Annotated in this window: 15 protein-coding genes; 13 read left to right on the forward strand and 2 right to left on the reverse strand. The window is 57.5% G+C overall.

The features are described from left to right. Window positions 1-85 precede the first annotated feature (85 nt). Window positions 86-313, reverse strand: coding sequence for a FeoA family protein (locus tag AB5Y67_RS06715; RefSeq protein ID WP_005337384.1), 228 nt, complete (start codon window positions 311-313; stop codon window positions 86-88). A gap of 119 nt (window positions 314-432) precedes the next feature. Here AB5Y67_RS06715 and AB5Y67_RS06720 point away from each other — a divergent pair, with 119 nt between their 5' ends. The 10 genes from AB5Y67_RS06720 (at window position 433) to AB5Y67_RS06765 (ending at window position 9,147) form a co-directional block, all read left to right on the forward strand. Continuing rightward, window positions 433-762: a translation initiation factor gene (locus AB5Y67_RS06720; protein WP_368207592.1), complete on the forward strand. Its 330-nt coding sequence runs from the start codon at window positions 433-435 to the stop codon at window positions 760-762. A 259-nt stretch (window positions 763-1,021) separates the two neighbouring features. Further along, window positions 1,022-1,579 (forward strand): TMEM165/GDT1 family protein, encoded by a 558-nt coding sequence (locus AB5Y67_RS06725; RefSeq protein WP_005337386.1) that lies wholly within the window; start codon window positions 1,022-1,024, stop codon window positions 1,577-1,579. 163 nt (window positions 1,580-1,742) lie between these two features. Beyond that, window positions 1,743-2,681: a DUF2157 domain-containing protein gene (locus AB5Y67_RS06730; RefSeq protein ID WP_139433667.1), complete on the forward strand. Its 939-nt coding sequence runs from the start codon at window positions 1,743-1,745 to the stop codon at window positions 2,679-2,681. Further along, window positions 2,674-3,678, forward strand: a complete 1,005-nt coding sequence (locus AB5Y67_RS06735; protein WP_199428581.1) for a DUF4401 domain-containing protein — start codon at window positions 2,674-2,676, stop codon at window positions 3,676-3,678. The genes AB5Y67_RS06730 and AB5Y67_RS06735 overlap by 8 nt, the downstream gene beginning before the upstream one ends. Further along, entirely contained in the window at window positions 3,675-4,193 is a 519-nt protein-coding gene (locus AB5Y67_RS06740; RefSeq protein WP_042056215.1) for a GDYXXLXY domain-containing protein, read from the forward strand. Before AB5Y67_RS06735 ends, AB5Y67_RS06740 begins: the two co-directional genes overlap by 4 nt. Before the next feature lie 71 nt (window positions 4,194-4,264). Next, window positions 4,265-5,011: an ABC transporter substrate-binding protein gene (locus AB5Y67_RS06745; protein WP_150389310.1), complete on the forward strand. Its 747-nt coding sequence runs from the start codon at window positions 4,265-4,267 to the stop codon at window positions 5,009-5,011. A 130-nt stretch (window positions 5,012-5,141) separates the two neighbouring features. Next, window positions 5,142-5,888, forward strand: coding sequence for an ABC transporter substrate-binding protein (locus AB5Y67_RS06750; protein ID WP_042056220.1), 747 nt, complete (start codon window positions 5,142-5,144; stop codon window positions 5,886-5,888). A gap of 139 nt (window positions 5,889-6,027) precedes the next feature. Next, window positions 6,028-6,783: an ABC transporter substrate-binding protein gene (locus AB5Y67_RS06755; protein WP_150389311.1), complete on the forward strand. Its 756-nt coding sequence runs from the start codon at window positions 6,028-6,030 to the stop codon at window positions 6,781-6,783. Window positions 6,784-7,620: 837 nt separating this feature from the next. Then, entirely contained in the window at window positions 7,621-8,307 is a 687-nt protein-coding gene (locus AB5Y67_RS06760; RefSeq protein ID WP_150389312.1) for a hypothetical protein, read from the forward strand. 27 nt (window positions 8,308-8,334) lie between these two features. Beyond that, window positions 8,335-9,147 (forward strand): hypothetical protein, encoded by an 813-nt coding sequence (locus tag AB5Y67_RS06765; RefSeq protein WP_150389313.1) that lies wholly within the window; start codon window positions 8,335-8,337, stop codon window positions 9,145-9,147. Window positions 9,148-9,243: 96 nt separating this feature from the next. On the opposite strand, the gene cysS is transcribed toward AB5Y67_RS06765, so the two are convergent. Further along, window positions 9,244-10,620 carry a cysteine--tRNA ligase gene (cysS, locus tag AB5Y67_RS06770; protein ID WP_150389314.1) on the reverse strand — a complete coding sequence of 459 codons (1,377 nt, stop codon included), beginning with the start codon at window positions 10,618-10,620 and terminating at the stop codon, window positions 9,244-9,246. Window positions 10,621-10,832: 212 nt separating this feature from the next. On the opposite strand from cysS, the gene AB5Y67_RS06775 reads away from it, so the two are divergent. The 3 genes from AB5Y67_RS06775 to lpxH are packed head-to-tail and all read left to right on the forward strand — an operon-like array spanning window position 10,833 to window position 12,869. Next, complete coding sequence (locus tag AB5Y67_RS06775; protein ID WP_005337417.1) at window positions 10,833-11,330, forward strand: peptidylprolyl isomerase; 498 nt, start codon at window positions 10,833-10,835, stop codon at window positions 11,328-11,330. Continuing rightward, window positions 11,320-12,117, forward strand: coding sequence for a DUF4269 domain-containing protein (locus AB5Y67_RS06780; protein WP_199415691.1), 798 nt, complete (start codon window positions 11,320-11,322; stop codon window positions 12,115-12,117). The genes AB5Y67_RS06775 and AB5Y67_RS06780 overlap by 11 nt, the downstream gene beginning before the upstream one ends. Next, window positions 12,114-12,869 (forward strand): UDP-2,3-diacylglucosamine diphosphatase, encoded by a 756-nt coding sequence (gene lpxH, locus AB5Y67_RS06785; protein WP_199415692.1) that lies wholly within the window; start codon window positions 12,114-12,116, stop codon window positions 12,867-12,869. Before AB5Y67_RS06780 ends, lpxH begins: the two co-directional genes overlap by 4 nt. Window positions 12,870-13,104: the final 235 nt, after the last annotated feature.

Here is a 13,104-nt window from a genome sequence, read left to right on the forward strand (position 1 = left end):
TGGCAAGCCGCTTTGCAGGTTCGACTTCTTGTCTCTGAACCGCTCCCGGTGACTTTCTTGACCGGAGCGGCAGCCGAACAGGGGGTTATACCGGCTCGACTTCTATTTGCTGGGCCAGACTCTTTTGCATGGAGAGACAGATCCCCTGGCACTGGATCTGGAGCGGGTCCCCCAAGGGGGCGGAGCGCAGATAGATGACTTCAGTCTGGGGCAACAGGCCCATCACCATCAGTTTGCGGCGCAGCGGCCGGGCGAGCTGATTCATATTCTTGATGCGAGCACTCTGTCCCGGTGACAACTGCGTAAGTACCATGACTGACCCCTGAAGTTAAACAATAATAATTCGCTTTTACTTGGGGCATTATAAGCTGTGTCTTCAACTTTTATTTGAGTAAAATCAAACTCCGCTTAGCTAACCCATAAAGTAATGCCATGAGTCACGACAACAACAGCCGCCTCGTTTACAGCACAGATGGCGGCATGATCAAGGAGCAGAGCGCTCCCCAATCCGCCTCCCCCTTCCCCACCGACGGCACCGTGCGCATTCGCCGCGAGACCAAGGGGCGCAAGGGTGCCGGTGTGATCACCATTCATGGCGTACCCGCCGATCAGCAAAAATCCTTGGCCACACTGCTCAAGAAAAAGTGCGGCACCGGTGGCGGTATCAAGAAAGGGGTAATCGAGATCCAGGGGGATAAACGGGACCTGATCAAAACCGAGCTGGAGAAAGCCGGTTTCAGCGTCAAGCTGGTGGGTGGCTGATCCCCTTGTCACTCATGCGGTTTTTCCCTAGAATGCCCGCTCCCATCGAGGGGGAGTAGTCTCGCACGCCGGTGCCATCCATTGCATGAATACCGGTTTGCGACCCTGATCAACATACTTGGTGCCAAATCACCATGGTCAGGGTGATCCATGCCAGCCATGGATTTGACAAGACCTTTGACGGGCCAGTGCCAATACCGGGGACGGATGGCGCAGGCTTGTCTTTGGTTTATAACAATTCCGTCCCCCGGTCATTTTTATGGAAGCCTTGTTAACCTCAACCCTCAGCGTCGCCATTGCCGAAATCGGCGATAAAACCCAGCTGTTGGCGTTGCTGCTCATCTGCCGTTTTCGCAAGCCCTGGCCCATCATCGCCGGCATGCTGGCGGCTACCTTGCTCAACCATGCGGGCGCTGCCTGGATTGGTGAGTTCATCAGCCGCTGGCTCGATCCCAAGATAATGACCTGGCTGGTCGCCATCGCCTTTATCGCCATGGCTATCTGGATTTTGGTGCCGGACAAGATGGATGACGAGGAGAGCTCGCTGGATAAATACGGCCCCTTTATGGCCACCTTCGTGCTCTTCTTCATCGCCGAAATTGGCGACAAGACCCAGATTGCCACCGTGCTGCTGGCCGCCAAATATGACTCTCTGGTGCAGGTCATTACCGGGACGACCCTCGGCATGATGCTGGCCAACGTGCCTGTGGTGCTGATCGGCAAGCTGGGGGCAGACAAGCTGCCGCTCAAGGGGATCCGCATCGCCTGCGCCATCCTCTTCGTCGGCCTCGGGGTGAGCACCCTGATCTTTGCCTGATCGCCTTTTCCGCTGACCAAGCCCTCCCCTGTGGAGGGCTTTTTGTTTGCTGTTTTGTCTATTGCGTAACCCGCTGTCGCAACCACCAGCCGCAGAGCCAAGGGGCAGTGCACGGTTGCGGGTGCCTCATGCCATAATGGGGCAAACCTCGTGGAGTCCCCCCATGCACAACGTATCAAGAGAGACGCTTCTCGAATGGGTCAAACAGGGACGGCTGGCGCCAGAGAAGCTGGCGGACGCCCTGACCCTCGCCGATCTTCCCCCCCATCCGGCGCGCTGGCAGTGGCTGTTTGACCGGCTGCTGCTCTGGCTCGGTGCCCTCTGCATCGGGGCTGGCCTCATCTTCTTCGTCGCCTTCAACTGGCAAGAGCTGGGCCGGGTCTCCCGCCTCGCCCTGCTGGAGGCGCCGCTGCTCGCCATGCTGCTTCTGCTGTGGCGCAAACCGCTGGGGGATACCCCCCGTCAGGCGCTGCTGCTCGCTATCGCCCTCAATATCGGCGCCCTGCTGGCGCTGGTGGGTCAAACCTACCAGACCGGCGCCGATCCCTGGCAGCTGTTCGCCACCTGGGCGCTGATGCTGGTGCCGCTGGCGGCATTTGGCCAAAGCCCCCTGCTCTGGACCTTAAGCTGGCTGCTCGGCCAGCTGGCGCTGGTGCTCTACTGGCGGCTCGGTTTGTTCACGTTCTTCTTTACCTTCGATGAAGAGGGATTGGGCTGGTGCCTTACCCTGCTCAACGCCGCCCTCTGGGGTCTGCTTCTGCTGGCGCCAAACCGCTGGCGCCTGATGCCAAGCTGGCTGGCGGGCCTGGCCGCCGGTCTGGGAGCCACCCTGCTCACACTGCTGGCGCTGTTTGATGCCGCCTCCCCGCTGGTGTGGCCGCTCTGGCTTGGCTGGCTCGCTGCGGCCTATGCCCTGTGGCACCACAGATTTATCGCCGGACTCGCCATGGGGTGCCTCAGTCTGATTGCCGTCATCCTCGCGGCGCTGGGCAAGTGGATGGAGCCCGACATCAACGGCTTCTTGCTGCTGAGCCTGATTGCCATCGGCCTTTCTGTCACCGCCGCCCGCTGGCTGCAACAACAACGGAGGTCTCATGAGTGATCTGACCCTTTGGCAAGCACTGCAACAGGCCAATCTGGTGGAAGGAGATCAGCCCCGTGATACCCACCCCCACTGGTCAAGCCGCTTTCTGCTCGGGCTGGTGGGCTGGATTGCCGCCCTGTTCCTGCTCTTTTTCCTGTTTCTCACCTTCGAGCAGCTGACCCGCGAGGCCAACAGCGCCCTGCTGCTCGGGGCCGTTCTGCTGGCGGGGGCCTACGCCCTCAATCGCAGCCAAAGCGGCGATCTCTGGGATCAGTTCGTGCTGGCCCTCACCCTGGCGGCCGATGCCTGGCTGCTCTATGGCCTGCTCGATCAGCTGGACCTTCATCACGCCCTGCTCTGGTTTGGGTTGTGCCTGCTCTCCCTTGCCATCGCCGTGCTGTTCGATCACTGGCTGGTGCGGCTGTTTCACAGCGTGGCGGCGGCCCTGCTGCTCACCCTTGGCCTCGCTTGCCTCGGGCTGCAACTGCTGGCCCTGCCGCTGGTGATGGCGGCCATCACCTTCTGCTGGCTGCGGGCAGATAGGGATCCAGAGCGTCACCAGCTCTACCACTCCATCACGCTGGGGCTCGCCCTCTCGCTGCTGGTGCTGGGCCGTCTGCACCAACCGCTGTGGGATGGCGGCAGCAGCGTGCTGGACGAACTGGGGCTTTCCCGCCTGCCGATCTGGCTCAATCCCCTGACCTGCGCCGCCCTGCTGCTGGCGGTGATGGTGAAGCTGAGGCTCCCCCTGCTGTTTGGCCTGCCGCTGGTGCTGATCAGCGCCATCATCCCCGGCATGGGGGCGGGCGCACTGGTGCTGATCCTCGGCTTCTATGCCAGCAGTCTGGGGCTGATGACCCTCTCGGCCCTGCTGCTGCTCGGTTATGGCTCGCTCTATTACTACGATCTGGGGCTCACCCTGATGACCAAATCCTGGCTGCTGCTGGGCTCCGGCATCCTGCTGCTGGGGGCCCGCCAGCTGCTCACCACCTTCGCGGCAAGGAGCGACTCATGAAACCTGTGACCCGACAACTCGCCCTGTTGCTGAGCGGCCTCGCCATCCTGGCGGGCATCAATGCCACCGTCTGGCGCTATGAGCACGCCATGAGCAGCGGCGAAGTGGTGCTGCTGCGGCTCGCTCCGGTCGATCCCCGCTCCCTGATGCAGGGGGATTACATGCGCCTCAACTACGAAATTGCCCGCGAGCTGACCAGCCGCGACGCCCAAACTACTCAAAACAAGGGCAGCGACACCCTGGTGATCCGCCTCGATGCCCATCAGGTGGCCACTCTGGTGGCCGATGGCAAACCGGATCGACTCGCCAGCGATGAGCGGCTATTGCAGGTGCACCAGAGTGAGCGGCAGTGGCAGATCGGCCCCGATGCCTACTTCTTTGAAGAGGGCACGGGGGAGCAGTACGAAGCGGCCCGCTACGGCGAGTTCCGGCTGCAGGCGGATGGCAAGACCCTGCTGGTGGGGCTGCGGGATGAGGCCTACCAACCCATCGGGCAGATCCGCGCCCGCTGGTAACGGCAGTGAGTGGCTATTTACGCTGTTCATGGTCACACTCAAGAGAAGGTTGATCGCTAAGGATGTTCCCAATGAGGATATGGCTGATCTGTCATCTGTTGCTGCTCTGCTGGGCCTCGACGGCCCGGGCTGATCTGGGCAAGCTCGAGTACCTCACCGAAGAGTACCCCCCCTACAACTTCAGCGATCCGCAAGGCCAGCCCACCGGCCTTGCGGTCGATCTGCTGCAGATGATCTGGCAACACAGCGGCATGACACCCCAGCCGGTGCGCATCCTGCCCTGGGCGCGAGGTTATTACTTGCTAACCCAGAAGCCCAACGTGGTGCTCTTCTCCACCGCCCGCACCCAGGCGCGGGAGGATCTCTTCAAGTGGGTCTGCCCCATCGGCTACTCGGAGTACATACTGCTCGGCCGCAAAGCGCAGAACATCACCCTGACCGCCTTCGAACAGATGAGCCAGTACAAGATCAGCGCCGTGCGCTCGGATGCCGCCGAGCAGTTGCTGCTCAACAACGGCATGGATGACAACAACATCATCCCGGCCAACCGCCTGTCGCAAGGGTTGAAGATGCTGCTCTCCGGCCGCGCAGACCTGCTCGCCACCAGCAAGCTGGCGGGATATGACGCCATCCGCGAATTGAAGCTCAATAGCGACGACTTCAATGTGGCCATGGTGCTGAGCGCAGAGCAGCTCTGCTACGCCTTCAGCCGTCAGGTGCCCGACAGCGAGATCACCCTCTTTCAGCAGGGCCTGACCCGCGCCCTCGCCTCGGAAGAGTTTCGCAAATTGCAGGCCAAATACCTGCCGGTGCGCTGAGCACTCACTCACCCGACGGGCAGCGGTTCGCTGCCCATTTTATTGATGAAAGATGCAATAGAGGTGGCTAGCTATTCCCGCCGCAAGCAGTCAAACTGGGCTACATAGTTGATTGCGAAGGATCTTTCCCGTGCGGACATGGCACCTACCTCATCTGCTACTGCTCTTGTGGGCCACCTTCGCGCAGGCCGATCCGGGCAAACTCGAGTATCTGAGCGAAATCTCTCCCCCGTTTAATTTCAGCGACCAGCAAGGGATGCCGACCGGATTGTCGGTAGAGCTGATGCAGCTTATCTGGAAAGCGCGGGGCGTGTCGCCCCAGCCAATCCGCATTCTGCCTTGGGCCCGGGGCTACAACCTGCTGCAACAAAAACCCAATGTGGTGCTGTTTGCCACCGCCCGCACCCCGCAGCGGGAAGCGCTCTTCAAGTGGGCATGCCCCATCGATCACTCGGAGTTTGTGCTGCTGGGGCGCAAGGCGGACAACATCACCCTAGGCTCGGAGGCCGAGATCAGCCGCTACAAGGTCGGCGTGGTGCGCTCTACCGTCTCCAAGCAGCTGCTGCTCGAACGCGGTATCGATGAGCGCCAGCTGATGCTGGCCAACCGCCTCACCCAGGCGGCCAAAATGCTCACCTCAGGTCGCGCCGATCTGTTTGCGACCAACAAGCTCGCGGGCTATCAAACCCTGCAGCAGCTTGGCTTCAAGCCGGATGACTTTCATGTCGCCTTCGTGCTGGATGCCAGACCGCTCTGCTACGCCTTCAGCCGTCAGGTGCCCGACAGCGAGGTCGCCCTCTTTCAGCAGGCGCTGACCCAGGTTGTCGCCTCGGCGGATTTCTCGGCCCTGCAAGCCAAATACCTGCCGCTGCGCTAACGCCCTGATCGCCGCCGACATTGGGCGCGGGATGGGACTGTGCACCCGCGCTTTTTTGCCAAACATGCTCCGTCGCCTTGGCGAAATCGGCCAGCTTGGTCACACTTGAGCAGATATTCCCTTGATCAGGATGGCAAAAATGAAACCATGGATTGGATTGGCCGGGGCGCTGCTGGCCACCCTCGCACAGGCGAGTCCTGAGCTCGGCAAACTGCACTACATCACCGAAGAGTACAAACCCTACAACTACGCCGATGCCAGCGGCGCCCCCACCGGCCTCGCAGTCGAGCTGCTGCAACTGGTATGGAAAAAGACCAATACACCGGCGCAGCCCATCACCATCATGCCATGGGCGCGCGGTTACTACCTGCTGACCCAAAAGCCCAATGCGGTGCTCTTCTCCACCGCCCGCACCCAGGCGCGCGACCCCCTGTTCAAGTGGGCCTGCCCTATCGGGTATGCCGAGATCGTGCTGGTGGGGCTAGCCGATCGCAATATCACCATCACCAAGCTCGACGATGCCAAGGCATTCAATATCGGGGCGGTACGAGCCGATGTGGGGGAGCAACTGCTGCTCAACAACGGCTTTGACGAGACCAAACTGATGGCCGCCAACCGGCTGGCACAGGCGCTCAAGATGCTCACCTCAGGCCGGGTCGATCTGGTCTCCACCAACAAGACCACCATGGAGCAGCTGATCGTCGAGCAAAAACTCGACCCCGCCCGCTTCAAGGAGCAGTGGGTGCTGAGCTCGGAGCAGTTCTGCTTCGCCTTCAGCCATCCGGTGAGCGACGAGCTGGTCAAGGAGTTCCAGACCGGCTTGACCCAGGTGCTGGCGAGCAGCGAATACCCGCTGCTGCACAGCAAATACTTCCCTACCCCCGCCACCAAATAGCGGCGTCGAGCGCCAACAACAAGGGGCCCACAGTGGGCCCCTTCGCTTTTTCCGTTTGCGCCCCCCTCTTTTTACCGTTTGCACGCCGCTCGCGGCGTCACCCCACCGCCCTGCCACTGCCAAGCCCCGACAACCAACAACTAATCACCAATTAATAAAAGTTTGTGCCAGCGCAAAAATTCACTCTTTTCTGATAGTTAGTCCATCAAAACCATAGATAAGACCACTCTGGCTCCGTAATATGGCGACGGGCGTCTGTTGACCCCTTTTCCGAGATTAATGGTCAACGGCGCAATCTGGTAGCGAGAGTCAGGGGCGGTAGCCACTTTAGCGTAGGGTCGATTAGCGAAGCGTAATCGTCCGCGGTAACCGTCCCCTCTCCCCTTGCGGGAGAGGGCTAGGGTGAGGGGGGTCGGTAACGTCATTACATGGCGGAATATCGCCAGCCTAAATGGCATGGCTTCGCCATGCAGGACACGAGGACTCCGTCCTCGACGGGGTTTCGCCGCCGCTGCGCGGCTTGGCGAGTGACTTTGGAAAGACCCGCTCTCTTTGGCAAATAACACCAAAAGTCTTATCCCCCACTTGTTCGCCCTCCTGCTTCGGGTTCCCTCGGTTCACCCGTTTGTCCCAGGGCACGCGGCCTGGACAAACGGACTCACCTCGGCGAACAACAGGGGGCAACACCCGACCCATAGCCCCGAGGAAAATATCAGATACAGGATTCATGCCGATCTGAGATAGAGGTGTAATTCACTTCGTTCATTACATCCTACGATATACACCGATTTCCATTGCATTATTTCCTATCAGACAAGATACATTTTCGAGATTTATATGAGCGACACCCTAATTGATAATTTGAAATCGTTTAACCGAAAAGAGCGGTTTTACCTAATTGGTCAAATGCTGGGAAACCCAGAATTTCGCATGGATGACAACCAGCTTGATAAGATATCAAACCTAATCGGTCTCACTATCCCCAGAAAATACTTTGCTGCAATGGATTACCACCTTGACTGGATCTATGCCAGCTTGTACCTCACTAAAAAAAACACTGCGAGCTGCGTAAAACGCAATTTCATAGAAGAAAATGGAATTGCAATTGACTATCAAATATCAGGCACTCAAGAGGATGTCGATTTTCTTATTGCCTTCGTTGATCACGAAAACACAACCCATATAGTGATGATTGAAGCTAAAGGTGATAGCACCTTTAGTAACGCTCAATTACAGAGTAAAAATGAGCGTTTTAGGGCCATCTTCTATGAGCCAGAGGTTTCAGCTACGCACAGTCATACAAAGTGGAAAAGTGTCAAAGCACACTTTTTACTCTGTAGTCCCAAAAAACCTAGAAAAATTGAGATAACAAATCCAGTTTCATTTATGAAAAGTGATAAATTAATGAATTCTTGGTTAAAGCTGGATATGGGTGAAGATAAAATTAAAGTAACGCGGTGCGGTAAAAATGATAGTGGTTCATACTCCCGCTGGGTGATTGAGAAACGAACAATATCCAAGTGATATCAATTCTAAATAAGGATATACAACATGAATGCTACCATTAATTTCAGTAAAAGTGCTTTTTTTGAATTATTAATGTCTGCTGTTGAAGCATACACAATAAAACATAATGAGAGTAAGGTTATCGCAGTTGAGACATATGCTCACCTTTGGGGTAAAATAAATAAAAGAATGCCATTAACATGTACTGTTAATCACGTGTCAATAGAGACATCAGCAATAAGAAGCAGAAGTTCCGTAAGCACTTACCGTAAGTCTCTAGAAATAAAAAAAGAAATATCAAATATATTTGGTGATGACTACGCCCATATTGGAAGTATGCATACACACCCGTGGATAAAAGGTGAGGAGTATGGAAATGAAATTATCGAAGGCCCAGAATGCATACGAAAAAACAAACTTTTCCATTTAAGTAGCACTGACCATGAATCAGAGTATGGAAGCTATTTTGAAGTTAACGGCAAGAAATTTTCTGTTGCTGTAGTGATGACTCTATTCTCAACGCAGAAAGCTAATGATAAGAAAGATAATTACGTCTGCAATGATGGAACTATAGAGTTTTCTATTGGTAATCTTAAGATTTGGCTGTTCGCTCAAGCATTTCAACACATAGAAAAATCACGTCTTACTCAGCAACAAATTCAGGATTCTTATCGCTTTTATTTAAAACTATCCAACTACACTGACGATGATTTAATTCCAATCCCAATAACTACAGACCTTAATGGTTTAGATATAATGGACTGGGTGCTTTTTAAGCCATTTGGTAGAATTAAAATTGAAGATAATGATGCTGAATATGTTGAAAGAAAATCATCTGAGAAAAGATATTATTATTAACTGACAATATTCACTGAACAAAAACCGCAGCCCAAGGGCTGCGGTTTTTTATTGGCTCAACCTGTTGGCACCAGACGCCAACAAGGCCCACCGACCTTAGGCACGGCGCCAGCTGGTCTTACCAGCGCTGTCTTCCAGCACTATGCCCATCTCGGTGAGACGGTTGCGGGCGGCGTCAGCGGCGGCCCAGTTCTTGTCGGCGCGGGCCTGATTGCGCTCGGCGATCAGGCGTTCGATTTCGGCAACCTCTTCATCCGCTTCGTCACCCTTGAGGAAAGCCTCGGGGTCTTGCTGCAGGATGCCGAGCACGGCGCCCAGCTCGCGCAGACGGGCGCCCAGCGCGGCGGCAACATTGATGTCTTCACCCTTCTGGCGGTTGATCTCGCGCACCAGATCAAACAGGGCGGAGTAGGCTTCCGGGGTGTTGAAGTCGTCGTCCATCGCTTCCTTGAAGCGAGCCACCTGCTCGTCGCCACCGGCAGCAGCGGCCACAGGCAGATCGCGCAGAGCGGTGTACATGCGCTCCAGCGCGGCGCGGGCTTGCTTGAGGTTATCTTCCGAGTAGTTGAGCTGGCTGCGGTAGTGGCCAGACATCAGGAAGTAACGGACGGTTTCGGCGTCGTAGTGAGCCAGCACATCGCGGATGGTGAAGAAGTTGCCAAGGGATTTGGACATCTTCTCTTTATCCACCATCACCATGCCGCTGTGCATCCAGGTGTTGACATAGTCGCCACCGTGGGCGCAGCAGGACTGGGCGATCTCGTTCTCGTGGTGCGGGAACTGCAGATCGGAGCCACCGCCGTGGATGTCGAAGTGGTTGCCAAGGTGCTTGGAGTTCATGGCGGAGCACTCGATGTGCCAGCCAGGACGGCCCGGGCCCCAGGGGCTTTCCCAGGTCGGTTCGCCCGGTTTGGACATCTTCCACAGCACGAAGTCGAGCGGATTGCGCTTGGCATCGACCACGTCAACGCGGGCACCGGCTTGCAGCTGCTCCAGATCCTGACCGGAGAGCTTGCCGTAGTCGGCGTAGGATTCGACGATAAACATCACATCGCCGTTATCCGCCACGTAGGCGTGCTCTTTTTCCAGCAGGGATTGCACCAGCTCGATGATCTCTTCGATGTGCTGGGTGGCGCGCGGTTCGATATCCGGGCGCACCATGCCGAGGGCGTCGAAGTCGGCGTGCATGTCGCCAATCAGACGCTCGGTCAGCTCGTCGCAGGTGACGCGGGTTTCAGCGGCACGCTTGATGATCTTGTCATCCACATCGGTGATGTTGCGCACGTAGGTGAGGTCATAACCGGCGTAACGCAGGTAGCGAGCGACCACATCAAAGGCGACGAAGGTGCGGCCGTGGCCGATATGGCAGTGATCGTAGATGGTGACACCACACACATACATGCCCACCTTGCCCGGGTGGATAGGTTTGAATTCTTCTTTTTGACGAGTGAGTGTGTTGTATATCTTCAGCATCTTCTAACCACTGCCTGTGAGTAAAATGGTTGGTCATAATACCCCGTTCGGGGGCAGAAAACGAGGCAGAAAAGCGGGCCAATCCCGCCTGCCAGCACGGTTACGGCGCCAGAGAGACTATGCCGCCAGCCCCTGATGGGCTAGAATTGCCACCACTTTATGCCATACACCTGCGGGCACTTCGTCGTCCGCATCAAATGAAAGGACATATCATGGTCACTCTGCACACCAATCACGGCGACATCACCCTCACCCTGAATGCTGAAAAAGCCCCGGAAACCGTGGCCAACTTCCTGCAATACTGCCGTGACGGTCACTACGACAACACCATCTTCCACCGCGTCATCGACGGCTTCATGATCCAGGGCGGCGGCTATGCCCCGGGCTTTGAAGAGAAAGACACCCGCGCCCCCATCAAGAACGAAGCGGCCAATGGTCTCTCCAACAAGATCGGCACCATCGCCATGGCCCGCACCATGGAGCCGCACTCTGCCAGCGCCCAGTTCTTCATCAACGTGAACAACAACGACTTCCTCGACTTCAAATCCGCCACCACTCAGGGCTTCGGCTACTGCGTATTCGGTGAAGTGACCGCCGGTATGGACGTGGTCAACAAGATCAAGGGCGTCAAGACCGGTAACTACGGCCGCATCCACCAGGACGTGCCGGTAGAAGATGTAGTGATCACCAAGGTGACCCTTGCTGACTGATCTCTGCCGACTCGGCACTGACAAAACTGCGGCCCCGGCCGCAGTTTTTCCATCTGCCTCCCCCACTGCCAGCCCAAACTGGCGCCGCCTCGACTATCTGGCCCACGGCAACCCGCGTCAGCGCTCGGCCCATACCCTGCTCACCGCCGGTGTGTGGGATGAGCTGGCCGCACAGTGCGCCGATCTGGCGCTGGTGAGCACGCTCGCCATCGGCCTCGATCGGCCGGGCAGCGATCTCGATATCCTCTGCCAGCATCCAGATCCCGCCGAGTTTGCCGCTATTTTTGCAGAGCAAGGCTGGCAGGCGAGCCCCAAGGGCGACAATATCTGGTTGCTGGAGCGCATCTTTGCCTGCCTCGACCAGCACAGTGTCGATAGCAGTTGCGACAAGAGCGAGGCCAGCTGGCCAGTGGAGCTGTACGTCACCGCCGCCCCCATCGAGACGCTGAATGGCTGGCGCCACCTCACCCTGATGGCCGCGTTGCTCAAGCGGTTTGGCGATGCTTTCTACCGCGAAGTGCTGCGTCTGCGCCTTGAGGAGGGATTGAAAGGGGAAGCGGCCATGTGCCGGTTGCTGGGGCTGGCGGGCGATCCTTACGCCGCCCTGCTGACGCTGGAGGGACGCAATCTGGCCGAGCTGTCATGGCAGCCGCCATCCCGTGACGATATCCATACCTCAACTGGCGCGGCGGCGCCCGCAGCGCACTATTCGTCCCCAGTTGTTTCTACTATCTCTGCCACCCCTGTTTGCCCTGTTTCGACCGAGAGCCCGACCCCCACATCATGAGCACCCTCTTTATCAGTGACATTCACCTCTCTGCCCAGCGGCCCGATATGACCGCGGCACTGGTGCGCTTTCTCGAGCACGACGCCCCCGGCGCCGATGCCCTCTATGTGCTGGGGGATCTCTTCGAATTCTGGATTGGCGACGATGATCCAAATCCGCTTCATCAACAGATGGCCGATGCCTTTTTGGCCCTGAGCCAGCAGAACGTGCCCATCTACTTTATCCACGGCAACCGTGACTTTCTGCTGGGGCAACAGTTTGCCAAGCGCGCGGGGATGACATTGCTGGGTGACCCCTGCGTCATCGACCTCTATGGGGAGCGGGTAGTGCTGAGCCACGGCGATCTGCTCTGTACCCTGGATGAGGGGTATCAGAAGTTTCGCCGCATCACCCAGCTCAAGTGGCTGCGCTGGCTCTTTTTGCGGCTGCCGCTCGCCCGCCGTCAGGCCATCGCCTGCAAGATGCGCGGCCAAAGCCAGATGGAAAATGCCCACAAGAGCCAGATCATCATGGATGTGACGCCCGCGGCGGTGGACGACACCTTGCGCGCCCACGACTGCCGAATGATGATCCACGGCCACACCCACAGACCCGCCATCCACGACTTCACCCTCGATGGCCACCCCGCCCGCCGCATCGTGCTGGGAGACTGGTTCGAGCAAGGCTCGGTGCTGATCTGCCGCCCCGGCGAGCAGCGGCTGGAAATGCGGGCGCTGGCAACGATCGACCCCGCCGCTCATCCATCCGTCTGACATCCCCCCTGTGCGGGTTGCAGGCAAAACCTGCGGCCCAGCATCCCCTGTTAACCCGGTGAAGCGACTCATTACAGTGAGCTCAGGCTGGTATGGCCTGTGCTGATGGGGTGCTCGCCCCATCCCTATCGGTTCTGCTGCGCCAGCAACACCAAATACGGCAAAAGCCGGCCAAAAAAACATCCAAGATGCTGAAAATAAAGCAAAATGACCATTCAATCAGCGTTGAAATAAG

The organism is Aeromonas sp. s12, from assembly GCF_040907925.1.
In the GTDB taxonomy this organism is placed as follows: domain Bacteria; phylum Pseudomonadota; class Gammaproteobacteria; order Enterobacterales; family Aeromonadaceae; genus Aeromonas; species Aeromonas veronii.

What these genes read in the sequence shown, in the direction of transcription:
- AB5Y67_RS06755 (WP_150389311.1), top strand. Translation starts at nt 6,028, where the DNA reads ATGAAACCATGGATTGGATTGGCCGGGGCGCTGCTGGCCACCCTCGCA.
- AB5Y67_RS06730 (WP_139433667.1), top strand. Translation starts at nt 1,743, where the DNA reads ATGCACAACGTATCAAGAGAGACGCTTCTCGAATGGGTCAAACAGGGA.
- AB5Y67_RS06735 (WP_199428581.1), top strand. Translation starts at nt 2,674, where the DNA reads ATGAGTGATCTGACCCTTTGGCAAGCACTGCAACAGGCCAATCTGGTG.
- AB5Y67_RS06775 (WP_005337417.1), top strand. Translation starts at nt 10,833, where the DNA reads ATGGTCACTCTGCACACCAATCACGGCGACATCACCCTCACCCTGAAT.
- AB5Y67_RS06720 (WP_368207592.1), top strand. Translation starts at nt 433, where the DNA reads ATGAGTCACGACAACAACAGCCGCCTCGTTTACAGCACAGATGGCGGC.
- AB5Y67_RS06765 (WP_150389313.1), top strand. Translation starts at nt 8,335, where the DNA reads ATGAATGCTACCATTAATTTCAGTAAAAGTGCTTTTTTTGAATTATTA.
- AB5Y67_RS06760 (WP_150389312.1), top strand. Translation starts at nt 7,621, where the DNA reads ATGAGCGACACCCTAATTGATAATTTGAAATCGTTTAACCGAAAAGAG.
- AB5Y67_RS06725 (WP_005337386.1), top strand. Translation starts at nt 1,022, where the DNA reads ATGGAAGCCTTGTTAACCTCAACCCTCAGCGTCGCCATTGCCGAAATC.
- AB5Y67_RS06715 (WP_005337384.1), bottom strand. Translation starts at nt 313, where the DNA reads ATGGTACTTACGCAGTTGTCACCGGGACAGAGTGCTCGCATCAAGAAT.
- cysS (WP_150389314.1), bottom strand. Translation starts at nt 10,620, where the DNA reads ATGCTGAAGATATACAACACACTCACTCGTCAAAAAGAAGAATTCAAA.
- AB5Y67_RS06740 (WP_042056215.1), top strand. Translation starts at nt 3,675, where the DNA reads ATGAAACCTGTGACCCGACAACTCGCCCTGTTGCTGAGCGGCCTCGCC.
- AB5Y67_RS06745 (WP_150389310.1), top strand. Translation starts at nt 4,265, where the DNA reads ATGAGGATATGGCTGATCTGTCATCTGTTGCTGCTCTGCTGGGCCTCG.
- lpxH (WP_199415692.1), top strand. Translation starts at nt 12,114, where the DNA reads ATGAGCACCCTCTTTATCAGTGACATTCACCTCTCTGCCCAGCGGCCC.